Here is a 19,935-nt window from a genome sequence, read left to right as displayed (position 1 = left end):
CTACGTTCTCCCGCCCGAGGGACGCGGGGGAAATGGGGTTTTGAGGGGGAGGCCCAGGGCGGCGGTGGCGGAGTGGAGGGTCATGGTGTAGGTGTCGAGTGCGCGGCGGACGTTCGGGGCCGTGGGGGTGCCGGCGGTGGTCAGGCGGTTCAGGTCGACGTAGGCGGAGCGGACGATCTCGATCCAGCGGTAGGCCCGCCAGTCGTCCTGCCAGCCCTTGGTGCAGTCGTCCGGCAGCCGTCGCGACCAGCGGGCTAGCAGGCGTCGGCGGATGTCCGGGCGGGTGGGCGTCAGATGCAGATGGCGCACCAGGTCGTACAGCGGGTCGCCGAGCATCGCCATCTCCCAGTCGATGAGGGTGATTCCGCCGTCGGCGCGGCGTACCAGGTTCCATGGGTTGAGGTCGCCGTGCAGCAGTACCGGGCGGCGCGGGACGAGGACATGGCGGGCGAGGATCTCGTCCAGTCGTACGGCGTCCGGGAGTCCCAGTTCGCGGGCCATGTCCCGTGTGGGTGCGGGGAGTTCGCGGACCAGGCGGGTCAGTTCGGTCCGCAGCCAGGAGGAGAAGTCCGGCTCGCCGTGGGCGGGGTCGATCCGCTCGCAGGGGACGGCGGCCAGTTCGGCGAGCTGGTCGACGAGGTGGTCCGACTCGTGCGGCAGCAGTCCGTACTCGGGATGGGAGGGCGGCCGGACGACGGCGTCCGCGGGACCCTCGTAGGTGTGGATGGCGAACTGTTCGCCCAGGCCGCTGGTGCCCAGGGCCAGGACGCGGGGCGCGCACACCCGGACGCCGGTCCGTTCGATCGCGCCCAGTACGGCGTGCTCGTTGAGGAAGCGGCGTTCCAGGGGGCTGTCCGCCGGGTCCGTTCTGCGGCGCACCATGACCGGGAAGCCGATGCCCTCCACCCTTACGGCCGTGTTGAGGTGGGACGTGCCCCGGAACACGTGGTCCGCCGGGGCGGCTCCTTCCTCGCACAGGGCTCGGCCCACCGCCTCGGAGGGGAAGTCGGGGCGGAGGGGGACCCGCGGGTCGCGCTTCCATGCGTAGCCGGGCCGGTTGTGCCGGGCGGGGCGTGGTGGTCGCGAGGGCTTGTTCGGGTGGGTGCGGGCTCTCTGGGATTCCGTCCAGCGGAAGAGGATGCGTTCGATCTGCTGTTCGTCCGGGAGGTTTCTGAGGCGGAGTGGCCGTTCGGCCGCGGTCAGTGCGGTGTGGACCGTCCGTGCCGCGGTGGCCAGGTCCTGCCGGTCGATGTCGGGGGAGTCGTCGAGGGAATGGCCGAGAGAGGCGCCGAGGGACAGGGCGGCTCGCATCACCTCGGGGTGGACGGCTCGGGCTCGTTCGAAGGCCAGACAGTGGCCGAGGTCGCGGTCGAGGCCCTGGACCGCCCCGCCGCACCGTTCGCCCGCGGCTCTGCGCCAGGCTTCGACCACCTCGTCCCACTGGTGGACGGGGTAGCGCATGCGCACCAGGTGGGCGGCGAGGCCGTGGAGGGGGTCGCCGTAGGCCGCGGGCTCCCAGTCGAGGCAGATCAGGGGCGGGTTCCCGTGGCGGGTGACCAGGACGTTGTCCCGGTGCAGATCGGTGTGGATCAGGCCGAAGGGGCGGTTGACCAGCGCGGGCGTCCGTTCCGCGAGGTGGACGAGGGCGTTCTCGGGGATGCCCAGCATCGCGAACAGACCGCCGAAGCGGGTCCCCCGGTCGAACGCCGCCAGTTGCTCGTGCGCCGTGCGGGCGAGGGCGCGCAGAAAGGCCCTGCCGTCGCGGCCGGACCGCGGCCAGGCGGCGGGCAGCGGGGGCAGTTGGCGTCGCCGTAACCGGGCCAGGTCGGCGAGCAGGGCCGCCAGGGCGGTGACGGTACAGGGGTCCAGCGGGGTGCCGTCGGGGTGCAGCGTGGAGAGGGGGACCGCCTCGGGATGGGCGAGGACGGTGAGGTCCCCGTGCGGGGCGAGGTTGCTGTGCAAAAGGCGGGGGCGGGGTGTGGTCGAGGGGTGGATTCGGGCCAGGAGGCGGGGGGTGGCCAGGGGGTGGGGGGTGTGCGGCAGGGCGTTTCGGAGTGCCTGGAGGATGCCCGGCTCGTCCTGCCAGGTGCCGACGACCGTGGCAGCGGCAGCGGCAGCGGCAGCGGTCGGGGCGGCGGGGACGCACTGCCGCACGGTGACCACCTCGCCGTGTTCCGCCGCCGTCGGCGGCCGGACCGTCAGGTTCGGGCGGATCGTGTACGTCAGGTGGTGGCGGCCGCGGTGGAAGGCGCCCAGGGCGCGTGCGGCGCGCAGAAATCCCAACGGTGACTCCTGCATGGCTGTGCGACACCTTCGATGTTCATGCGCCGCGAACGAGGTGGGCACACCCTAGGGCATAGGAGCCCTCACCGGCGGCGACACGAAGGGAAGAGGTCCGCTCAGCGCACAGCGGCAGGCTGTTCCCGCAGAATCCGCAGCACCGGTTCGAACGAGGTCACCACCTGCCCCGCACCCGCCTCCCGCAGCGCACTCTCCTGGTGGGCGCCGCGCGCGTAGCCGAGGAACGGCACCCCGGCGCGCCGGGCCGCACGCAGGTCGGAGGGGCTGTCTCCGATCATCAGTGCGGAGTCGCGGGGGACGCCCAGCGCGGCGAGGGCCCGGTTGAGGCAGTGCGGGTGCGGCTTCAGGCGGTGCAGGTCCCGGCCGCGGCCGTAGACATGGGGGGTGAAGCAGTCGGCCAGGCCGCGGTCGCCCAGATAACGGGTCGCGGTGCGCGGTGAGTTGTTGGTCGTGATGGCCAGTCTCGTCCCCCGGGCGGCCCAGGTCCGGATCAGCGGATCGGCGTGGGCGGTGGGCCAGGCGGAGCGCGCCGCGCGGAGTTCCTGCCGGGTGAGCCGTTCCTCCAGTTCGGCCACCAGGTCGCTGCGCGGGTGCCGCCGGTCGACCGCGGAGAGGACGGCCAGGGGATCCGGTTGGAGGCGTTCCTCCTCCGTCAGCAGGCTCTTCAGCCCGCGCCCCTCCAGCCAGTCGACCAGATTCCTCGCCACGCGCTCGGCGGGGTGGCCCGCGAAGAGCCGGCAGACCGGGCCGTCGAAGTCGAAGAGCACACAGCGCACGGCATGGATCAGTTCCCGTAACGTCGTCTCAGAGGTCACCAGGAGAGTGTCAGGTCCGTGGTGATGGTTTCCCAGAGGGCGTCGAACCACTTCTGGGACTGCTGTACGAAGGCCGCGTCCCGGGTGCCCGCCCGGCGCTCGAAGGAGAAGAGCAGCGAGGCGGCGCCCAGGGTGTCGTACAGCTCCAGGGTCTGGCTCTCCACCTCCTCCTCCCGCTTCGTGAGCATGTAGTACGCGATCAGGGCCTCCTCCCCGTTGAGGAGGTAGAGCTTCACCGGCGGGGTGAAGGGCAGGGCGCGGAAGGTCACCCGGACGTCGATGCCGTGCGAGGCGCGCAGGGCCAGGAGGTTGTGGCGCAGCACATGGCCCTGGGCGTTGCGCTGCTCCAGCCAGCGCCGGTGGACCGGGTCCTCCTCGCCGGGGTGGTCGACGGAGACCGGGAAGGCGAGGTTGATCTCCCGGGAGGGCAGCAGGATCCGCACGTCGACCGACTCGGGGCGGAGACGGCCCTCGTGGATCTGCCGCACCGGTTCGCCGAGGGCCAGCATCAGGGTCTCGGCGGTGAGGCAGGCCGCGTCGATACGGACATGGGGGGCCGCGAACGCCTCGGTGAGCCTCGGGGCGAGCCCCACCATGGTGGGCTGCGGTTCACCGGGGACCGCGTGGGGCTCGGCGACCCGGGGCGGGCTGCCCTTGCTGACGTTGCTGAGCAGGCCGTCCTCGTGAAGGGCGCGCAGGGCCTGGCGGACCGTGCCGCGCTCCACCCCGAACTGCTCGGCCAGTTCGGCCTGGGTGGGCAGCCGCTCGCCGGCCTTCAGATCGCCGGTGCGGATACGGGACCGCAGCGCATCGGCGATCTCCTGGGACGAGGACCTTCTGCCGCCGTTCACCGCGACGCTCTCCTGGGTCACGACCAAACGGTACAACCTCCCTCCATCTGGGGGGAGTTGTTTGAGAGGTGTTTGTTAGTCACGACCAACCCCGGAGGTGGTGGAGGAGTTGGCTGCCAACTTCGCGCGGTTGGCGGAGCCACCGCGCCGTTCACCGCCCCGCTGTCCCGTTCACCCCGCCGTTCCGCGGAGCCGCAGGATCCGCAGCACCGGCTCCAGCGAGCGCACGGTCACCTCGGCGCCCGCCCCGCGCAGCAGCGCCTCCTTCTCCTCCGTGCGCGCATAGCCGAGGAACGGCACCCCCGCCCGCTCGGCGGCCCGCAGGTCCAGGGGGGTGTCGCCGATCATCAGGGCGCTCCCGGGGAACGCGCCCCAGGCCCGCAGCGCCCGGTTCAGCTGGTACGGGTCGGGCTTCATCCGGTGGAGTTCCGGTGTGCGGCCGTAGAGGTGCGGGGCGAAGCAGCCGAGGAGTCCGCGGCCCGTCAGATACGCGGCGGCGGCGCGCGCCGAGTTGTTGGTGGTGACGGCGAGCCGGGTGCCGCGCGCGGTCCAGGTGCGGATGAGTGGATCGGCGTACGGGGTGGGCATGGCGCCCGCGACGGCCCTCAGTTCATGGCGGGTGAGCACCTCCTCCAGCTCGGCCACGAGATCGCTGCCCGGGTGCCTGCGGTGGACCGCGCGCAGCACCGCCTGGGGGTCGCCCTCCGGGCTCCCGTCGCCCAGGGACGGCAGGCGCAGCCCCTGTCCGCGCAGCCATTCCTCCAGGGCGCGGGCGACCGCCGCCGCCGAGTGGCGTGCGAACAGGCGGCAGATCGGCCCGTCGAAGTCGAAGAGCACATGGCGTGCGCCCTCGACCAGTTCCCGCAGTCTCCCGGTCTCCGCCGTCAGCGGGACGGTCCGTGCCGTATCAGAGGTCACGAAGAGAGTGTCGGCTCCGGCGTCGCCGTTTCCCAGAGGGCGTGGGACATACAAATCCGGCCAGATCCAGAGGGCGGGTTTCCGTCCGTGCGGGCCCGTCCGCGCTGCGACCTGGTCGGTGTCGGGACGGTGGAACACGCGGCTGCCGGGGCGCCATGGCTCAACTTCACGCCATCTTGGGGCAGTTCAGCGACGGGTGGTTATGCGGCTCCTCCAAGTGGAGATAACTCAGATGAAGTTGGTCGCCAACTTCGATGGAAGTTGAGCAAGCTTGAGCGTTCTTGAACGATGTGGTCACACATGGGAAAGGTTGGTTCACGGTGACCTGGTGATGTCGCCCGTCCCGCCCGGCCGACCGGGGGTTCAGGCCCCGGTGGTCCGGCTGACCGGGCTCCCTTCCGGAGGGGAGCCGGGAGCCCGAACAGCCGCACGGCGCCCACAACCGAATACAGCTACGGATGCACAGCAAACGAACTGTTCGAGCAGTGACGGATGCATGCACGGCAGCCGCCGTCCGCACGGAAGGAGCACGCTCCGCCGACGGGCCCGCGAGGGCTCAGAAGCCGTCCGGGCACCATGGCCGCCGGGACGTGCGCAACAGGGCGTCGGCCACCGAGGCGGCGCCCTTCTGCCGTTCCTCCAGCCGCCCGAGCGCCGCGAGCCGCACGGCGGACTCGTCCCCGGTCCACAGGGGGGCCAACTCTCCCACCGGCAGGGTCAGCTGGGGTTCCCGGTCGGTCGGTGCGCACCGGGCGCCGTCCGGTCCGGCCTCCAGCCGGTAGCGGCCCCCGGCCAGGCCCGCCGGGTCCACGACCTCCAGAACGAGCGTCCCGGCACTCTCGTACGTCCGTGCCTCCAGGGCGCGTACAACGTCCAGGATCCGCACCCACAGGTAGTCCGCGTGCAGGACGAGGCGGGCGGCGCGGGGGTCGGGCAGCAGATGCGGGAGCAGGTCGTCGGGGGCGCGGTGGCCCGAGCGGACCGTGGTGATCCAGTCGATCGAGCAGAGGTAGTGCCACAGGGCGCGCTCGGCGGCCGGGGTCTCGGCGATCAGGCTCTTGACGGTCAGTTCGCCGCCGGGCCGCTTGTCGTCGCCCCAGCGGTCCTCGCACACATAGCCGACCAGGCCCTCGACCTGGCCGGACGGTCCCCGGTACACGGCGTGGAACCGCTCGGCGTAGGGAAAGGCGTCCAGGCGGAGGTCCCCCGTGGTGACCCGCCACCAGCGCTCCGGGCGGTTGGTGGCGCCCGCCTGGGCGGCGCGGACCCGCTCGTGCAGGGCGGGGCCGAGCCTGCGGACCTCCGCACCGTCCACGAGGTCGACCCGGCCGCCGTCGTCGGGGACGGGCCGGCGGCGGTCGAGACCGCTGCGGGGGACGTCCACGACCCATTGGGCGGTGTGGGTGGCGGGGCCGAAGCCGAAGCGGCCGTAGATCGGGTACTCGGCGGCGATCAGCGTGGCGACGACATCGCCGCGCTCCTTGGCGGCGGCCAGGTCCAGGGCCATCATCCGGCTCAGCAGGCCGCGGCGGCGGTGGGTGGCCGTGACGGTGACGTTGGTGATCGCGTCGGCGGGTACGGGGGTGCCGCCGACCGCGGTCAGCTCCTGCGGGAAGGAGCGGAAGGTGGCGACGACGGGCGTGCTCCCGCCCGGGGCGCCCTTGTCGAAGGCGCCGAGGGTGCGGGACGGGATGAGATGCGTCGCGAGGTCGGCGACATCGTGGTCGGAGGCGGGGGAGGGCCGCAGGAAGCCCGCGTCGAGGGCGCGGCGCCACTCCCGGATCTCGTCCTCGGCGATGGTGCGTACGTCGATGTCGTCAGCGCGGCTCATGTCCCCACGCTAGGGGGCGGCACCCGGAGTGTCGCCCGAATTTATGGCCGGTTCCCGGCCCTCACGGACGCACCGCCCGACCGGACGCACCGCCCGACCGGACGCACCGCCTGCCCGGGCAGGACCGCGGACCCCCCGGGTCCGAGGAGCCGGGGCTCTGTTTGGATCGGTTCATGGATTCTGACGGTGCGCCGGGGGTGGCGCGGGACAGGGCTGGGTTCGCGGTCTGATTCGGCGGGGTGTCCGTGGGGTCATGGTTCTGCTGCCCGTTCTGGGCGCTGGTCTCCTATTTCACGCTGCCGCTGGCCCTCGTCGGCCTGGTGCTGGCCTGCGTCGAGTACCGCGCGTCCAGGTCGGACCGGGCGAGCAGGCCGCGTGCCCTGGTGGGCGGTGCGCTGTCGCTGCTGGGAACGGCGGCGTCGATCGCCTACGTGATCTTTCTGGGCCTCCATCCGGAGCTGCCCGTCCAGGAATAGAGCCGAGGGCCTAGAAGGCCGCGTATATCCCGCCTACCTCCCGTTCTCCGCCCAGGAGGGGGGTGTGGGCCAGGCGGTGCAGCACCGGGGAGTCGATGTTCATCAGGGTCAGGGCGCGGGCCAGGACCGGGCCGAGGCAGCGGGTGGCGCCGTCGTCCACCTTGAAGGCCAGGGCGCGGCCGTCGGGCAGGGCGACCGCCTGGACCGCCTCCGCGCCCGTCTTCGACAGGGCGCCGGGTATCTCCCGCATCAGCCAGGTGTCCGGCCGCCGGGTGCCGGCCACGTACTCCGGGTGGGCCCGCATCGCGTCCGCCACCCGGCGTTCGGGCGTGCCCGGTGCCGCGAGGACGAAGGAGCGGAAGGCGCGGGCCAGGCCGGTGAGGCCGATCGCCATGAGCGGGGCGCCGCAGCCGTCCGTGCCGACCGCGGCCACGGGTTCGCCCGCCGCCTCCTCCACCACCGTGCGGATCACCTGCTGCAAGGGGTGTCCGGGGTCGAGGTAGGAGTCCAGCGGCCAGCCGCGCAGCGCGCAGGCCGCCAGCATCGCGGTGTGCTTGCCGGAGCAGTTCATGGTGATCCGCTCCCGTACGGCCCCGGAGGCCAGATACGTTTCCGCCTCCCGCGGGTCCAGCGGCAGGTCGGGCGGGCACTGGAGCTGCTCGGCGGTCAGCCCGTGCTCGGCGAGCATCCGCCGCACCAGTTCCCGGTGGAAGGGCTCGCCCGAGTGGCTCGCGGCGGCCATCGCCAGCCGCTCCCCGGCCAGTTGCAGGCCCGCGCGCAGCACTCCGGCCGCCTGCATCGGCTTGTTGGAGGAGCGGGGGAAGACCGGCGCCGTCACCTCCCCGAGGGCGAGGTCCACGGATCCGTCCGCGGCCAGCAGTACCAGGCTGCCACGGTGCCGCCCCTCGACGAAGCCGGAGCGCACCACCTCGGCGAGCACCGGGGGCAGCGGGGAGGGAGCGGGCGCGATGTGCTGAGCGGTCGTCGGCATGGCAGTGGCCTCCGGGTCGGGACCCGCCCCGGCGACGTCCGGCCCGTGGGCCCGGCAGGGCGGTCCCCCGCGCACACCCGGGGTTCCCGCGCACACCCGGGGCCCCGGTCCCGCCGGGGCCCTCGCGTCACATGAGCAGGTCGTCCACTTGCGCTTCCCCGTCACGGTACCGGCGGGCGATTTCGGCACAGCAGTCGTCGGCCGTGCGCTGGAGGTGCTGGCGCCGCCGGGAGACCTGCCGCTCGTAGCCCACGAGCCGGATCATCCCGGCGCCCAACTCGTCGTCCGTGCGCGCCTTGAGGTCCGACAGCTCGACCTCGCCGAGCATCCGGGACGCCAGCCGCAGGTACTCCTCCCCGTGCGGCATGCCGAGCGTCACATGGCGGGCGGAGGAGCGGTTGCGGGCGGGCTCGTCGCGGAGGATGTCCGCGAGCCGCTCCATGACGCCCTGGGCCGCCCGGCCGCCGCGCCGGGCCAGCTCCGCCCGGAGGATGTCGATACGGCCCTGGAGCATCCGGCGTACATAGCTGAGGTCGGCCTCGTCCCGCTGGGCGTCCCGGCGCAGCGCGCGCAGTTCGGCCAGCCGCAGCGCGGACAGGTCGGGCCCGGGCACGTCCGCGGCCAGGGGGCTGTCCGTGCGCTGCACGGGCGGCCGGTGCTGCCCCAGGACCCCCGACAGGGCGGGCGCCACAACCCCGGGCGGCTGCCCGGTACTCGGTGTGCTCATGTACCTCTACCGTCCCCTCGACCGCGCGGCACCCCCCTCGGATGGGCCGCGACACACGCATCGTGCCACTCCGTGCGGTCGCCGCGTGACCGAGTGCCACCGATCTGCCCCGGATGGAGGCGGTAAGGGGCAATAAGAATGCCCTCATAAGAAATCACCGGTCCGGTTTTGCCACCCCGTCCGGGAGCACGCGCCGGGGCCCGCGGAGCACCCGCGCCGGGGCCCGCCCGAGGCACGCGCCGGAGCCCGCACAACGGCCTGCGCCGGAGCCCGCGCAGGGGCCCGCGCCGTGGTCCGCGCAGAGGCCCGCGCCGGGTCCCGCGCAAAGGCCCCGCGGCGGGGGGCCGGCCGGACGGGGTCCCCCGCGGGCCGTTCCGGCGGCACGGCATCATGGTGCGCATGCGTGCTGTGGTGCAGAGGGTGGACGGTGCCGGTGTCGTCGTGGACGGCGAGACGGGCGGGGAGATCAGCGGCGAGGGGCTGTGCGTGCTCGTCGGGGTCACGCACGAGGACACCAAGGAGAAGGCGGCCCAACTCGCCCGGAAGCTGTGGTCGATCCGCATGCTGAACGACGAGAAGTCCTGCTCGGACATCGACGCGCCGCTCCTGGTGATCAGCCAGTTCACGCTGTACGGCGACGCCCGCAAGGGCCGCCGCCCCACCTGGAACGCGGCCGCCCCCGGTGATGTCGCCGAGCCCCTCGTCGACGAGGTGGTCGCGCAGCTGCGGGCGCTGGGCGCGACGGTGGCGACGGGCCGGTTCGGTGCGCAGATGCGCGTGTCGCTGACGAACGACGGCCCGTTCACCGTGCTGCTGGAGATCTGAGGCCCTCCCCCGGGGCCGGAACAGCCCCTAGGGCTCGACGACCACTTCCTGGGCCGCGGCCGTCGCGTCCGCCAGCAGCGGCGCGTCCAGCGGGATGTTCCGCTTGACCAGGGCGAGGGCCACGGGGCCCAGTTCGTGGTGGCGGACCGAGGTGGTCACAAAGCCGATCTTGCGGCCGTCGGGGCCGTCGTCCGCGAGCCGCAGCTCGGTGCCGTGCGGCGGCAGGTGCACCTCGCTGCCGTCGAGGTGCAGGAAGACCAGGCGGCGCGGCGGCTTGCCCAGGTTCTGGACCCGGGCGACGGTCTCCTGGCCGCGGTAGCAGCCCTTCTGGAGATGGACGGCGCTGCCGATCCAGCCGAGCTCGTGCGGGATGGTGCGGTGGTCCGTCTCGAAGCCGAGGCGGGGGCGGTGCTGCTCGACCCGCAGCGCCTCGTAGGCCAGCAGTCCGGCCGCGGGGCCGTGGGCCGCGGCGTAGGACTCCAGGTCGCCGCGCGGCAGGAAGAGGTCGCGTCCGTACGGCGTCTCGCGGACCAGGACGCCCTCGGGCGCCTCGGTGATCGAACCGGCGGGCAGGTGCACGACCGCGAACTCCTCGGTGCGGTCGGCGACTTCGACGCGGTAGAAGAACTTCATCGACTCGAGGTACGCGATCAGCGCGCCCTGGGTCCCGGGTTCCACATGGGCCCAGACCGTGGTGCCGTCGTCGACCAGGTAGAGCGCGTGCTCGATGTGGCCGTGCGCGGAGAGGACCAGGGCCTCGGTGGCCGTGTGCGGGGGCAGTTCGCTGACGTGCTGGGTGAGCAGCAGATGCAGCCAGCTCAGCCGGTCGTCGCCGGTGACGGCGACGACCCCGCGGTGCGAGAGGTCCACGAAACCGGTGCCGTCGGCGAGGGCGCGCTGCTCACGGAACAGTTCGCCGTAGTGGGCGGCTACGCCTTCGTCCACACCCTCGGCGGGGACGGCGCCGGGAAGGGACAGCAGGGGGCTCTTCATGGGCCCAAGCCTACGACGCGGTATCCGGACTCTCCGGGGAGCAGTCCGCACACCGGCCGAAGATCGCGAAGTGCTTCATGTCCGTCTCGAAGCCGAAGGTCTCGCGCAGCGTGGCGGTGAACTCGGCGGTGATGCCGAGGTCGGCCTCGATGACGTTGGTGCAGTCCCGGCAGACCAGGTGGATGTGGTGGTGCCGGGCCGCGAGATGGTAGGTCGGCGCGCCGTGCCCCAGGTGGGCGTGGCTGACGAGCCCCAGCTCCTCCAGCAGCTCCAGCGTGCGGTACACGGTGGAGATGTTGACCCCCGACGCGGTCTTCCTCACTTCTACGAGGATGTCGTCGGGGGTCGCGTGCTCCAGGGCGTCCACGGCTTCGAGCACAAGTTGCCGCTGCGGGGTCAGCCGGTAGCCGCGCTGCCGCAGGTCGCTTTTCCAGTCGGTGCCCACCACAGCCCCAGTGTAGGGCCGGGGTCCGGCGCGGGGGCATGGGCGAGCACAACCGCTGATCCCCATGCCCGCCCTCACCCCAGAGGCACTGCGTGCGGACGCCATCGCCGAGATCGGGAAGATCCACGCCGAGGCGAGGGCGGAGGCCGGTCTGTGAGCGAGTGGAAGTGGGACTACAACCCGAGCGAGGAGTATCTGACGGCGGGACTCGTCCGGAGGGGAAGCCCGGCGGGTTGCGGAACTTCCCCATTTTCGGCGGACGCGGTTTCATCCAGTTCCTCGCCGTACCCCGGCACGAGTGCGTCCATGTCTGCACCATCGTCTGGAACGGATGAGACCAGGCTTACTTGAAGAAGGCGATTCCGTCGTCCGGGAGGTCGTCCGGGAGGGCCTTGGCCCAGCGTTCGACGTCCTCCGGGGTGACGACCTTCTTCAGGTGGGCCGACAGATAGGGGCGCAGCGGGACCTCGGGGGTCTGCTTCTCGCCGACCCACATCAGGTCGCTGTTGACGTAGCCGTAGAGCCGCTTGCCGCCGGTGTACGGGCCCGAGGCGGCGGTCCGGGCGACGGCGTCCGTGGCGATGTCGACCTGGGGCTTCTTGTCGGCCAGCTCGCCGTACCAGACCTCGACGACGCCGTCGTCGCGGACCATGGTGACCTCGACCTTGCGGTCGGCGTCGATCCGCCAGTAGCCGGACTCGGTCTCCAGCGGCCTGACCTTGTTCCCGTCGCCGTCCAGCACCCAGGCGCGGGAGTGGTACTCCAGGAAGTCCCGGCCGTCGTGGCTGAAGGAGACCTCCTGCCCGAAGTTGCACTTCTCGGAGCCGGGGAAGTCGTGCACGCCCGCGCCCGCCCAGTTGCCGAGCAGGAAGGCGAGCGGGACGAGGTCCTTGTGGAGGTCTGACGGGATCTCGATCATGAGCAGCTTTTCTTCGAGGGTGCGGAGGTCAGCGCTGGCCCTGGTACAGCTTCTTCACGGCCAGCCCGGCGAAGGCGAGCACGCCGACGCAGACCAGGACCAGCAGGGTTTCGAAGAAGATCTCCACGGGGTGCTCCTCGGTGAGCGGGTGCGGGTACACAAGAGCCGGTTCTCAGCTTACGTGGCCCGGGGCCCGGGTTCTCGGCGAGGGGGTCAGCGCTTGACGTCGTCGATGAAGCGGGACCATGCGTCGGCCGTGAAGACGAGGGCTCCGCGCGCGGGGTCCTTGCTGTCCCGGACGGGAACGAGGGAGGGGAGGTTCTGGGCGACCTCTACGCAGTTGCCGCCGTCCGGGTTGCTGTAGCTGCTCTTCTGCCAGGCGGCGCCGCTCAGGAAATCGTCGGAGACCTCGACACACTCGCCGCCGTCCGGATTGCTGTAGCTGCTCTTGCGCCAGGTCGCGGCGCTCAGGAAATCGTCGGAGACCTCGACACAGTTGCCGCCGTCCGAGTTGCTGTAGCTGCTCTTGCGCCACGTAGCAGTGCTCAGGTCGACTCCTCGCACGGCACTTCCTCCAACATCCGCAGAATGAACTTGCGCGACTCGGCAGGGCTCAGAGCCAGGTCACGTACGGCATCATAGGCGCGGTGCAGGCGCTCAACCCTGCTTGTTTCTTCGACGAGTTCACCTCGTACGTCATTCTCCGCGTAGGCCACGGTACGTCCGTCCAGCAGCCTCAGGAACATCACATCGGTACTGTCCAGACCGTGCAGTCCAGTACCGAACGGCAGGACATGCATGGTGATGTTCGAACGCTCCGAAGCCTGGGCCAGGTGTTCCAGTTGCTCCGTCCACGCCCGGGTATTGCGCAGCGAGTTCCGTAGCACCGCTTCTGAGAGCAACACGCGGAATGGCGGTGCATCGTCCCCTTCCAGCACCTTCCGTCGCCCGATGCGCGCGTCGACCTGCTGGTCCAGCTCTTCGCCTTTGAGCCCGCCCGCCGCGAGGGCCTCGCAGGCGTACCCGGCCGTCTGAAGCAGGCCCGGCGGCCTGCTCACCGAGTACTGCCAGAGACTCAACGCCTCGGCCTCCAACATCATGTACCGCCGATACTGCTCCTTGAACTGCGTAGGATCCCCCACCGCCAGTTCCCACAGGGCCAGCAGCAGGTCGGGGGTGCCGTAGTGCTGGTCGAGGGCCTGGACCACCTCGGGGCTGCCCAGGCTCTGGCCGCTCTCCATCTTTCCGAAGAGGGACCAGTCCCAGCCCAGCACCTCGCCGAGTTTGCGCAGGCTCTCGCCCCGCTCGGTGCGCAGTAGGCGGAGTTCCTCGGCGAAGCGCTTCCTCGGCTCCTGGCTGCGCCCTGTGATCACCCGTCGCGGCGGCATCGCACCCCCTGTGTGGAAAACGGCCGTGGAAGGTGTGGAAGCAGCGCGGGACTGCGGTGCCCGAGGGGCGCGTCCACGGTGTTCCGGGCCTGTTCGGCGGCCATGCTCAATACGGTCCGGAAAACGCAGCGTAGTCCACCTGTTACGCGGCGCGCACAGGAAATGGGCGGAAAGGAACGGCACCCATGACGGCGGAGTCCCCGGAGCGCGGAGCGCTCGTCTACGACCCGGCGACCGGCAGGATCGGCGCCTACCAGGACCGGCTGGGGCCGCACGCGATGCTGCGCCCGGTCGGCGGGGGCCGGGAGTGGCAGGCGGATCCCGCCGTGCTCCGCCCGGCCACGGCCCGGGAGCGGCTGGACGCGGGGGTGACGGCGGCGAACGAACGTACCCGTACCGCCGGTGGTCTCGCCCCGGATCCGGGCGACGTGTGCCGCCCGCCGCTGCCGGTGCGCGGCTGTACGGCCTGCGCGGAGCTGGACGGGCTGCGGGAGGCGGCGCGGGCGGAGTACGACCGCAGCGCGGAGGCGGACGCGAACGTGCTGCTGCGCAGGCACCAGCGGCAGGAGCACGCGTGAGGCGGGCGGGGCGCGCGACTAGGCTGCGGGCATGGCGAAGAAGCTCGTGATCAAGGTGACGGCCGGGGCGGACGCCCCGGAACGCTGCTCGCAGGCGTTCACCGTGGCGGCCGTGGCCGTGGCCAGCGGTGTCGACGTGTCGCTGTGGCTGACCGGGGAGTCGTCCTGGTTCGCGCTGCCGGGGCGGGCCGCCGGGTTCGAGCTGCCGCACGCGGCGCCGCTGCCCGACCTGCTCGACTCGGTGCTGGCGGCCGGGAAGCTCACCCTGTGCACGCAGTGCGCGGCCCGCAGGGACATCACGGAGAAGGACGTCATCGAGGGCGTACGCATCGCGGGCGCACAGGTGTTCGTCCAGGAGGCGCTGGCGGAGGACACCCAGGCGCTCGTCTACTGAGCCGGGGCGGCCTCGGCGGCCCCGCAGTGGCTCCTCAGTGCCGCTTCTTGCCGTCCAGCTCGTCCCACCACTCGTCGGACTTCGGGTCCCCGGAGGGGTCGTCCCACCAGCGGTCCTCTGGGCCCCGCCGGTTCGCCACCACCGCGGCCAGCGGCGGGATCACCATGGCGACCAGGCACATGCCCACGGCTGCGGGCACGGACCAGAGCCGCACCACGCCCCACGCCAGGACGAACAGCCCGATGCAGGTGCCCATCATGGCGAAGTAGAGATGACGCCGGCGTGCGTACATGCTTCCAGGCTATGCCGGGACACGCCGAAGGGCCGCACCCCTGCCGGAAAGCGTCCAACCCCCGGGGGATACGGCCCCTCAGCCGTCAGACGGCGATCGCGACCTCCGCGAGACCGCCCTGCTGGGCGACGACCGTACGGTCCGCCGAGCCGCCGGGCACCAGGGCCCGCAGGGTCCAGGTGCCCTCGGCCGCGTAGAAGCGGAACTGTCCGGTCGCCGAGGTCGGGACCTCGGCGGTGAACTCGCCGGTCGAGTCCAGCAGGCGCACATAGCCGGTCACGGGCTCGCCGTCGCGGGTCACCTGGCCCTGGATCGTGGTCTCACCGGGCTTGATCGTCGAGGCGTCGGGGCCGCCGGCCTTCGCTCCACACATGGTTCTTCCTTCGGGTTGGGTCCGGGGGATCCGGGAGGTCCGGGGCTACTTGCCGGCGCCCAGCTCGATCGGCACGCCGACGAGGGAGCCGTACTCGGTCCAGGAGCCGTCGTAGTTCCTGACGTTCGGGACCTGGAGCAGCTCGTGCAGGACGAACCAGGTCAGCGCGGAGCGCTCACCGATGCGGCAGTAGGCGATCGTGTCCTTGGCCAGGTCGACGTCCTCGGCGGCGTACAGCTCCTTGAGGTCGGCGTCCGACTTGAAGGTGCCGTCGTCGTTGGCGTTCTTCGACCACGGGATGTTGCGGGCGCTCGGGACGTGGCCGGGGCGCTGCGACTGCTCCTGCGGCAGGTGCGCGGGGGCGAGCAGCTTGCCGGAGAACTCGTCGGGCGAGCGGACGTCGACCAGGTTCTGCGTGCCGATCGCGGCGACCACGTCGTCACGGAAGGCGCGGATCGAGGTGTCCTGGGGCCTGGCCTTGTAGTCGGTGGCCGGGCGCTCGGGGACCTCGGTGCCGTCGACCAGCTCGCGGGCGTCCAGCTCCCACTTCTTGCGGCCGCCGTCGAGCAGCTTCACGCTGTCGTGGCCGTACAGCTTGAAGTACCAGTAGGCGTACGAGGCGAACCAGTTGTTGTTGCCGCCGTACAGGATGACCGTCTGGTCGTTGGCGATGCCCTTCTCCGACAGCAGCTTCTCGAAGCCCGCCTGGTCGATGAAGTCACGACGGACCGGGTCCTGGAGGTCCTTGGTCCAGTCGATCCGGATGGCGTTCCTGATGTGGTTCTTGTCGTACGCGGACGTGTCCTCGTCCACCTCGACGATGGCGAGGGTCGGGTCGTCCAGGTGCTCCTGAAGCCAGTCGGCGTCGACCAGGACGTCGCTGCGGCTCATACGCTTTCTCCTCCGGGGCAGGTGCGGCAGGTGATGCGGGGTGCGAAGAGCGCGGGTACGCGAGGGGACTGCGGCGTACGCGGCGCGGGGAGGGCCCCGTTCGGGCGCGGGGCCGGCGATACGGGAAATGCGTTCCCGCTCAGAAGGGGCGACAGAGCATGGCGGCGACGCGACACAGGTCCACTGCCCGCCGCTTCGTGAGATCCGCCTGTCGCTGCATGGGGTCGATCGTAGGGACGGATCGGCGGGCGTGTCACCGCCATGTCGCATAGTGAGATGCGATCGTCCGGGATGTGGGAGGCGGGGGCGGTGCGCCCTGCCGCCGGGCGGCCGGGGAGGAGGTCCGGGCGTCCGGCCATCTGCGGTGCGGACGGGGCTGTCTCGCCCCTTGGACGGCGGGGACGGCGGGCCGGGCGGCAGGCGGGTGCGGGCGGGCGGGCGCGAGCACCCGCGGGCGCCCGCGAGGGGCCGCCTATCCGGCCAGGCGGACGTCCGAGCCCTTCGCCGTGATCTCCACGCCGTTCTGCGCGGCCTGGACGGAGGCGAGGCGGATGTGGCCGGGGAGCTGGGCGATGCCCTGCTGGAAGTCGGTGATCGCGCGGATCCTGTTCTCCACGAAGGAGACCCCGGCGAGGCTGGGCAGGCCGTCCGCGTGCACCTGGACGCTGTCGCCCCGGACCGCGACCGAGCTGAGCACGGAGACGGACTGCGGCTCCTTGAGGATGGCCCCGGAGAGGGTGAGCGCGACCTTGATCTTGCCGTTGCCGCCGTCCGACAGGCCGGTCACCCGGGCCGTCACCCCGAGCCCGACCTCCGTGGGCTGCGCCTTGGCCGTCCTGAGCAGCTCGTCGTAGGAGATCAGTGCGGTGCCCGTGGCGTCGGCGGCGGTGGCGGAGCTGTAGTCCCCGGAGAACGTCACGTCCTTCATACGGGCATGGAGGTCGTCGACGCGGATCTTCTCGCCGTTGGTGCCGGTGGGCGCCTCGTAGTCCTTGATGCCGACCTCGACATCGTCGAGGCTGCCGCCCGCGACCTGGGTGAGGAAGGGGAAGCCGTTGATCGACACATCGGGGGTGGCGGCCAGGTCCTCGCTGGTCCGGAGCTTGTCGGCCACCTTCCCCTCGGCGAAGTGGACCGCCACCCGGTCCACGATCGCGAACAGTCCGCCCAGGACCACGACGACGATCAGCAGTATTCGCAGTGCGCGCATGCTCGGGATTCCCCCACCTCAGCGGTCGTCGGCAACCGTCGACAACCGTCAACGAACAGGTGCCCGACGACCGGACGGCCGCCGAGCGCGACTGTAACCCTGTGCGCTGCGGCGGCCGCCGGATTGTCGATCACCTGTGACACGGGCACCCGTGACACGTGCCCGGGCTAACCGAGGGCACGCCCCAGGATCCAGACGACCGGTGCCGCGGCCGTCAGCGGAAGGGCGACACCGGCCGTGAAGTGCACGAAGCGGGACGGGTAGTCGTAGGACGCGACCCGGTGGCCGATCAGGGCGCAGGCCCCCGCGCCGAGGCCGAGCCAGACGCCGGAGGTGCCGAGGTCCGTCACCCCGCCCAGCGCGTAACCGGCTCCCGCGGCCGCCAGCAGGGCCACCGCCACGGAGGCCGCGGTGGGCAGCGGCAGCGCCCGGAGCAGGATCGCCGCGGCGACCGCGAGGGCGCCCACCGTGACGGCGTCCGGCGCGGCCGCGAGGTGCCCGGCCGCGATGATCGACAGCGCGGCCGAGGCGACCGACGCCATCAGGCCGTACATCCGGGTGTCGGGGTCGGCGTGCGAGCGCAGTTGCAGGACCAGGGAGAGCAGCACCCAGACGCCGAGGGTGCCGAGGATCGCGGCGGGCGCGTGCTCCTTGCCCGCCACCAGCAGGACGATGTCCGCGGTGAGCGCGCCGAGGAAGGCCAGGGCGATGCCCTGCCGGGCGGGCCACATGCCGTTGAGGCGGAACCATCCGGCGGCCGTCACCGCCTGGAGCACCACCAGGGGCAGCAGCAGGGCGTACGTCCCGAGGGCCGCGCCCCCGGCGAGCAGCACCCCGAGCCCCGCGGTGAGCGCGGCGGGCTGGAGTCCGGGCTCGATGACCGGCGAACGGCCCTCCAGCCGGGCCCGCTGGTTGGCGGGCAGGGCGGAGAGGTCGACGGCGAGCGGCGGGGCGGCCGTCGCCGTGGCGGTGTGCGGTCCCTGGCCCCCGGCCGGGTGGGCCCCCGCGGCCCCCGGCGCCATCGGCTGCCCGGGGCCGGCCCCCTGCCAGGACTGCTGCGGGTACTGCTGGGCCTGCGGGGCCTGCTGCTGGGGCTGGGGGTACGGCTGCTGGGGCGCCTGCGGATGCGGGTACTGCGCATGCGTCGGCTGGGGGTACGGCTGCTGCGCGTGGGGCTGCTGGGGGTACGCGGCGGCCGCGGGGTCGTACCAGCCCTGCTGCTGCGCCTGCCCGGCGTAACCCTGCTGCTGGTGGCCCTGCTGCTGGTGGCCCTGCGGCAGGTCCTGGGGCGGGTACCCCGGGTACCCGGGGGAGCCCTGGGGGCCCTGGGGGCCCTGCTGCCGGTACGGGTCGTACCCCTCATGGGGCTGGTTGCTCATCGCTCATCCTCCTGCGAACGGCGGGAGCACCTCGACCGTGCCGCCCTCGGCCAGCCGTACCGTCTCATGCGCGCGTGTCCCGACGGGGTCACCGTCGACCAGGAAGGAGCAGCGCACCAGGACGCGGACGAGTTCGCCGGGGTGCCGTCCGCGGGCCGCGTCGAGCGCCTCCGCGAGCGTGGTCGCGTCGTACGGCTCCTCGGCGGTCCCGGCCGCGGCCTTGGCGGCGGCCCAGTAGCGCACCGTGCCCTTTGCCATCTGCTTCCTCGGGTCGGTGGTGTGAACACCGTCAGGCTAGCCCGCCCGCGAGACCGCCCATGCCCCGATCCTCGCCATGAGTCCCTCGTCCGCCGCGTGCTCGGCATGGCCCATGCCGGGCTCCAGCCAGAGCTCGGCATGGCCGGGCGCGGCGTCCGCCAGCATCCGGGGGTGGTCGAGCGGGAAGTAGCCGTCCCGGTCGCCGTGCACGATCAGCAGCGGGGTCGGCGCGATCAGCGGCACGGACTGCACCGGGGAGGCGGGCACCGGGTCCCAGTCACGGGGGTGGATGCGGGTGCGCAGCCCGTAGCGGCCGACCAGGCGGCCCTCGGGCCGGGTCACCAGCCAGTGCAGCCGCCGCATGGGGGCCGTGCCCCGGTAGTACCAGCGGGCCGGGGCGCTGACGGCCGCCACCGCGTCGGTGTCCGCGCCCGGCCGGTGCTCCGCCGCGTGCCGCAGCACCACGGACCCGCCCATCGAGAAGCCGACGGTGGCCACCCGGGAGTGCCCCAGCTCGCGCGCCCAGCGCACCGCGGTCGCCAGGTCGTGCACCTCCCGGTCGCCCACCGTCGAACGTCCTTCTGATTCCCCATGGCCGCGGAAGGAGAAGGTGACCACCGCGCCGTACCCGGAGAGAAGACGGGCGACCCGGCGGACGTGCGGCCGCCCCAGATCGCCGGTGAAGCCGTGCGCGACGACGATCGCCAGGTCGCGGGGGTGTCCGGCGGGTGCACGGTCCGTGTCGGGGAGGGCGGAGCCCGGCTCGTAGGCGGCGTCGATCGCGATGCCGTCGGCCGTGCGGAGGAAGGTCCGCAGGGGCCCGCGGCGTGCCGTCTCGGAGTGCGGACGAATCGTGGAGGGTGCCGTGTGACCTGCCCGAGCGGTGCTCATGTGGGCTATTCTGCTGGGCAGAGGACTCGGGCAGCGCAGCCCCCGGGTCCTTTTGTGCTTTCGGAAGCGTTGTATACGACGCGGGAAACCGCAGGTGTACGGCCGGTCGGACGCGCAGCGGGCCCCAGGGCGGGGATCGCCACCGTACGAAGCAGTGCCGCAAACGTCCTCGACGGGACCGAGGAGGAA

At 72.2% G+C, this 19,935-nt stretch carries 24 protein-coding genes; 4 read left to right on the top strand and 20 right to left on the bottom strand.

Annotated features, from left to right (window positions below; translation table 11 throughout):
- The 5 genes from ACIHAA_RS09610 to ACIHAA_RS09590 form a co-directional block, all read right to left on the bottom strand.
- Positions 1–2,298 (bottom strand): phosphotransferase, encoded by a 2,298-nt coding sequence (locus ACIHAA_RS09610; protein ID WP_399814910.1) that lies wholly within the window; start codon positions 2,296–2,298, stop codon positions 1–3.
- 101 nt (positions 2,299–2,399) lie between these two features.
- Positions 2,400–3,116: an HAD family hydrolase gene (locus ACIHAA_RS09605; protein ID WP_399814907.1), complete on the bottom strand. Its 717-nt coding sequence runs from the start codon at positions 3,114–3,116 to the stop codon at positions 2,400–2,402.
- Positions 3,113–3,994, bottom strand: coding sequence for a GntR family transcriptional regulator (locus tag ACIHAA_RS09600; RefSeq protein ID WP_399814904.1), 882 nt, complete (start codon positions 3,992–3,994; stop codon positions 3,113–3,115). The genes ACIHAA_RS09605 and ACIHAA_RS09600 overlap by 4 nt, the downstream gene beginning before the upstream one ends.
- Positions 3,995–4,138: 144 nt before the next feature.
- Positions 4,139–4,885 (bottom strand): HAD family hydrolase, encoded by a 747-nt coding sequence (locus ACIHAA_RS09595; RefSeq protein ID WP_399814902.1) that lies wholly within the window; start codon positions 4,883–4,885, stop codon positions 4,139–4,141.
- A 556-nt stretch (positions 4,886–5,441) separates the two neighbouring features.
- A complete protein-coding gene (locus ACIHAA_RS09590; RefSeq protein WP_399814900.1) occupies positions 5,442–6,716 on the bottom strand; it encodes a GNAT family N-acetyltransferase in 1,275 nt (424 codons plus the stop codon).
- 239 nt (positions 6,717–6,955) lie between these two features.
- Here ACIHAA_RS09590 and ACIHAA_RS09585 point away from each other — a divergent pair, with 239 nt between their 5' ends.
- Positions 6,956–7,192 carry a hypothetical protein gene (locus tag ACIHAA_RS09585; RefSeq protein ID WP_399814898.1) on the top strand — a complete coding sequence of 79 codons (237 nt, stop codon included), beginning with the start codon at positions 6,956–6,958 and terminating at the stop codon, positions 7,190–7,192.
- 10 nt (positions 7,193–7,202) lie between these two features.
- Here the strand turns inward: ACIHAA_RS09585 and ACIHAA_RS09580 are convergent, their stop codons facing one another.
- Both ACIHAA_RS09580 and ACIHAA_RS09575 read right to left on the bottom strand, forming a co-directional pair.
- Positions 7,203–8,183: an asparaginase gene (locus ACIHAA_RS09580; protein ID WP_399814897.1), complete on the bottom strand. Its 981-nt coding sequence runs from the start codon at positions 8,181–8,183 to the stop codon at positions 7,203–7,205.
- A 127-nt stretch (positions 8,184–8,310) separates the two neighbouring features.
- The gene (locus ACIHAA_RS09575) at positions 8,311–8,910 is read right to left on the bottom strand and encodes an AmfC protein (RefSeq protein WP_399814895.1); all 600 of its coding nucleotides are present in this window, start codon (positions 8,908–8,910) and stop codon (positions 8,311–8,313) included.
- 399 nt (positions 8,911–9,309) lie between these two features.
- Between ACIHAA_RS09575 and dtd the strand changes: the two genes are divergently transcribed.
- Positions 9,310–9,735 (top strand): D-aminoacyl-tRNA deacylase, encoded by a 426-nt coding sequence (dtd, locus tag ACIHAA_RS09570; RefSeq protein ID WP_399814893.1) that lies wholly within the window; start codon positions 9,310–9,312, stop codon positions 9,733–9,735.
- A gap of 27 nt (positions 9,736–9,762) precedes the next feature.
- Here the strand turns inward: dtd and ACIHAA_RS09565 are convergent, their stop codons facing one another.
- The 5 genes from ACIHAA_RS09565 to ACIHAA_RS09545 all read right to left on the bottom strand — a co-directional run bounded on the left by ACIHAA_RS09565 (position 9,763) and on the right by ACIHAA_RS09545 (position 13,480).
- Positions 9,763–10,728: a YgfZ/GcvT domain-containing protein gene (locus tag ACIHAA_RS09565; RefSeq protein ID WP_399814890.1), complete on the bottom strand. Its 966-nt coding sequence runs from the start codon at positions 10,726–10,728 to the stop codon at positions 9,763–9,765.
- Between the two features lie 10 nt (positions 10,729–10,738).
- Entirely contained in the window at positions 10,739–11,176 is a 438-nt protein-coding gene (locus tag ACIHAA_RS09560) for a Fur family transcriptional regulator (RefSeq protein ID WP_399814888.1), read from the bottom strand.
- A gap of 340 nt (positions 11,177–11,516) precedes the next feature.
- The gene (locus ACIHAA_RS09555; protein ID WP_399814886.1) at positions 11,517–12,092 is read right to left on the bottom strand and encodes an FABP family protein; all 576 of its coding nucleotides are present in this window, start codon (positions 12,090–12,092) and stop codon (positions 11,517–11,519) included.
- Positions 12,093–12,305: 213 nt separating this feature from the next.
- Complete coding sequence (locus tag ACIHAA_RS09550) at positions 12,306–12,641, bottom strand: DUF397 domain-containing protein (RefSeq protein WP_399815434.1); 336 nt, start codon at positions 12,639–12,641, stop codon at positions 12,306–12,308.
- Complete coding sequence (locus ACIHAA_RS09545) at positions 12,638–13,480, bottom strand: helix-turn-helix domain-containing protein (protein WP_399814884.1); 843 nt, start codon at positions 13,478–13,480, stop codon at positions 12,638–12,640. The genes ACIHAA_RS09550 and ACIHAA_RS09545 overlap by 4 nt, the downstream gene beginning before the upstream one ends.
- Before the next feature lie 185 nt (positions 13,481–13,665).
- On the opposite strand from ACIHAA_RS09545, the gene ACIHAA_RS09540 reads away from it, so the two are divergent.
- Both ACIHAA_RS09540 and ACIHAA_RS09535 read left to right on the top strand, forming a co-directional pair.
- On the top strand, positions 13,666–14,058 hold the full coding sequence (locus tag ACIHAA_RS09540; protein WP_399814882.1) for a hypothetical protein: 393 nt from the start codon (positions 13,666–13,668) through the stop codon (positions 14,056–14,058).
- A gap of 31 nt (positions 14,059–14,089) precedes the next feature.
- The gene (locus ACIHAA_RS09535) at positions 14,090–14,452 is read left to right on the top strand and encodes a DsrE family protein (RefSeq protein ID WP_399814879.1); all 363 of its coding nucleotides are present in this window, start codon (positions 14,090–14,092) and stop codon (positions 14,450–14,452) included.
- A gap of 34 nt (positions 14,453–14,486) precedes the next feature.
- Here ACIHAA_RS09535 and ACIHAA_RS09530 read toward each other — a convergent pair whose 3' ends face one another.
- The 8 genes from ACIHAA_RS09530 to ACIHAA_RS09495 form a co-directional block, all read right to left on the bottom strand.
- On the bottom strand, positions 14,487–14,744 hold the full coding sequence (locus ACIHAA_RS09530) for a DUF3099 domain-containing protein (RefSeq protein WP_399814877.1): 258 nt from the start codon (positions 14,742–14,744) through the stop codon (positions 14,487–14,489).
- Between the two features lie 85 nt (positions 14,745–14,829).
- A complete protein-coding gene (locus ACIHAA_RS09525) occupies positions 14,830–15,117 on the bottom strand; it encodes a DUF1416 domain-containing protein (protein WP_046422631.1) in 288 nt (95 codons plus the stop codon).
- 45 nt (positions 15,118–15,162) lie between these two features.
- Positions 15,163–16,008: a sulfurtransferase gene (locus tag ACIHAA_RS09520; RefSeq protein ID WP_399814875.1), complete on the bottom strand. Its 846-nt coding sequence runs from the start codon at positions 16,006–16,008 to the stop codon at positions 15,163–15,165.
- 139 nt (positions 16,009–16,147) lie between these two features.
- Positions 16,148–16,228 carry an Ms5788A family Cys-rich leader peptide gene (locus ACIHAA_RS09515; protein ID WP_351335063.1) on the bottom strand — a complete coding sequence of 27 codons (81 nt, stop codon included), beginning with the start codon at positions 16,226–16,228 and terminating at the stop codon, positions 16,148–16,150.
- Between the two features lie 252 nt (positions 16,229–16,480).
- Positions 16,481–17,218 carry a DUF2993 domain-containing protein gene (locus tag ACIHAA_RS09510; protein ID WP_399814873.1) on the bottom strand — a complete coding sequence of 246 codons (738 nt, stop codon included), beginning with the start codon at positions 17,216–17,218 and terminating at the stop codon, positions 16,481–16,483.
- Between the two features lie 167 nt (positions 17,219–17,385).
- Positions 17,386–18,597: a hypothetical protein gene (locus ACIHAA_RS09505; protein ID WP_399814871.1), complete on the bottom strand. Its 1,212-nt coding sequence runs from the start codon at positions 18,595–18,597 to the stop codon at positions 17,386–17,388.
- 3 nt (positions 18,598–18,600) lie between these two features.
- Positions 18,601–18,855 (bottom strand): MoaD/ThiS family protein, encoded by a 255-nt coding sequence (locus ACIHAA_RS09500; protein WP_399814869.1) that lies wholly within the window; start codon positions 18,853–18,855, stop codon positions 18,601–18,603.
- A 36-nt stretch (positions 18,856–18,891) separates the two neighbouring features.
- Complete coding sequence (locus ACIHAA_RS09495; RefSeq protein WP_399814867.1) at positions 18,892–19,746, bottom strand: alpha/beta hydrolase; 855 nt, start codon at positions 19,744–19,746, stop codon at positions 18,892–18,894.
- Between the last annotated feature and the right edge of the window lie 189 nt (positions 19,747–19,935).

The organism is Streptomyces sp. NPDC052040 (assembly GCF_044548405.1).
In the GTDB taxonomy this organism is placed as follows: Bacteria; Actinomycetota; Actinomycetes; order Streptomycetales; family Streptomycetaceae; genus Streptomyces.
The sequence above is the reverse complement of the archived record's forward strand: the minus strand, read 5'-3'. Positions and strand labels throughout refer to the sequence as shown.

Excerpts from the sequence above, each read along its gene's own strand:
- ACIHAA_RS09610 (WP_399814910.1), bottom strand. The coding sequence starts at position 2,298 with ATGCAGGAGTCACCGTTGGGATTTCTGCGCGCCGCACGCGCCCTGGGC.
- ACIHAA_RS09590 (WP_399814900.1), bottom strand. The coding sequence starts at position 6,716 with ATGAGCCGCGCTGACGACATCGACGTACGCACCATCGCCGAGGACGAG.
- ACIHAA_RS09580 (WP_399814897.1), bottom strand. The coding sequence starts at position 8,183 with ATGCCGACGACCGCTCAGCACATCGCGCCCGCTCCCTCCCCGCTGCCC.
- ACIHAA_RS09575 (WP_399814895.1), bottom strand. The coding sequence starts at position 8,910 with ATGAGCACACCGAGTACCGGGCAGCCGCCCGGGGTTGTGGCGCCCGCC.
- dtd (WP_399814893.1), top strand. The coding sequence starts at position 9,310 with ATGCGTGCTGTGGTGCAGAGGGTGGACGGTGCCGGTGTCGTCGTGGAC.
- ACIHAA_RS09565 (WP_399814890.1), bottom strand. The coding sequence starts at position 10,728 with ATGAAGAGCCCCCTGCTGTCCCTTCCCGGCGCCGTCCCCGCCGAGGGT.
- ACIHAA_RS09555 (WP_399814886.1), bottom strand. The coding sequence starts at position 12,092 with ATGATCGAGATCCCGTCAGACCTCCACAAGGACCTCGTCCCGCTCGCC.
- ACIHAA_RS09545 (WP_399814884.1), bottom strand. The coding sequence starts at position 13,480 with ATGCCGCCGCGACGGGTGATCACAGGGCGCAGCCAGGAGCCGAGGAAG.
- ACIHAA_RS09540 (WP_399814882.1), top strand. The coding sequence starts at position 13,666 with ATGACGGCGGAGTCCCCGGAGCGCGGAGCGCTCGTCTACGACCCGGCG.
- ACIHAA_RS09535 (WP_399814879.1), top strand. The coding sequence starts at position 14,090 with ATGGCGAAGAAGCTCGTGATCAAGGTGACGGCCGGGGCGGACGCCCCG.
- ACIHAA_RS09530 (WP_399814877.1), bottom strand. The coding sequence starts at position 14,744 with ATGTACGCACGCCGGCGTCATCTCTACTTCGCCATGATGGGCACCTGC.
- ACIHAA_RS09525 (WP_046422631.1), bottom strand. The coding sequence starts at position 15,117 with ATGTGTGGAGCGAAGGCCGGCGGCCCCGACGCCTCGACGATCAAGCCC.
- ACIHAA_RS09520 (WP_399814875.1), bottom strand. The coding sequence starts at position 16,008 with ATGAGCCGCAGCGACGTCCTGGTCGACGCCGACTGGCTTCAGGAGCAC.
- ACIHAA_RS09515 (WP_351335063.1), bottom strand. The coding sequence starts at position 16,228 with ATGCAGCGACAGGCGGATCTCACGAAGCGGCGGGCAGTGGACCTGTGT.
- ACIHAA_RS09510 (WP_399814873.1), bottom strand. The coding sequence starts at position 17,218 with ATGCGCGCACTGCGAATACTGCTGATCGTCGTCGTGGTCCTGGGCGGA.
- ACIHAA_RS09505 (WP_399814871.1), bottom strand. The coding sequence starts at position 18,597 with ATGAGCAACCAGCCCCATGAGGGGTACGACCCGTACCGGCAGCAGGGC.
- ACIHAA_RS09500 (WP_399814869.1), bottom strand. The coding sequence starts at position 18,855 with ATGGCAAAGGGCACGGTGCGCTACTGGGCCGCCGCCAAGGCCGCGGCC.
- ACIHAA_RS09495 (WP_399814867.1), bottom strand. The coding sequence starts at position 19,746 with ATGAGCACCGCTCGGGCAGGTCACACGGCACCCTCCACGATTCGTCCG.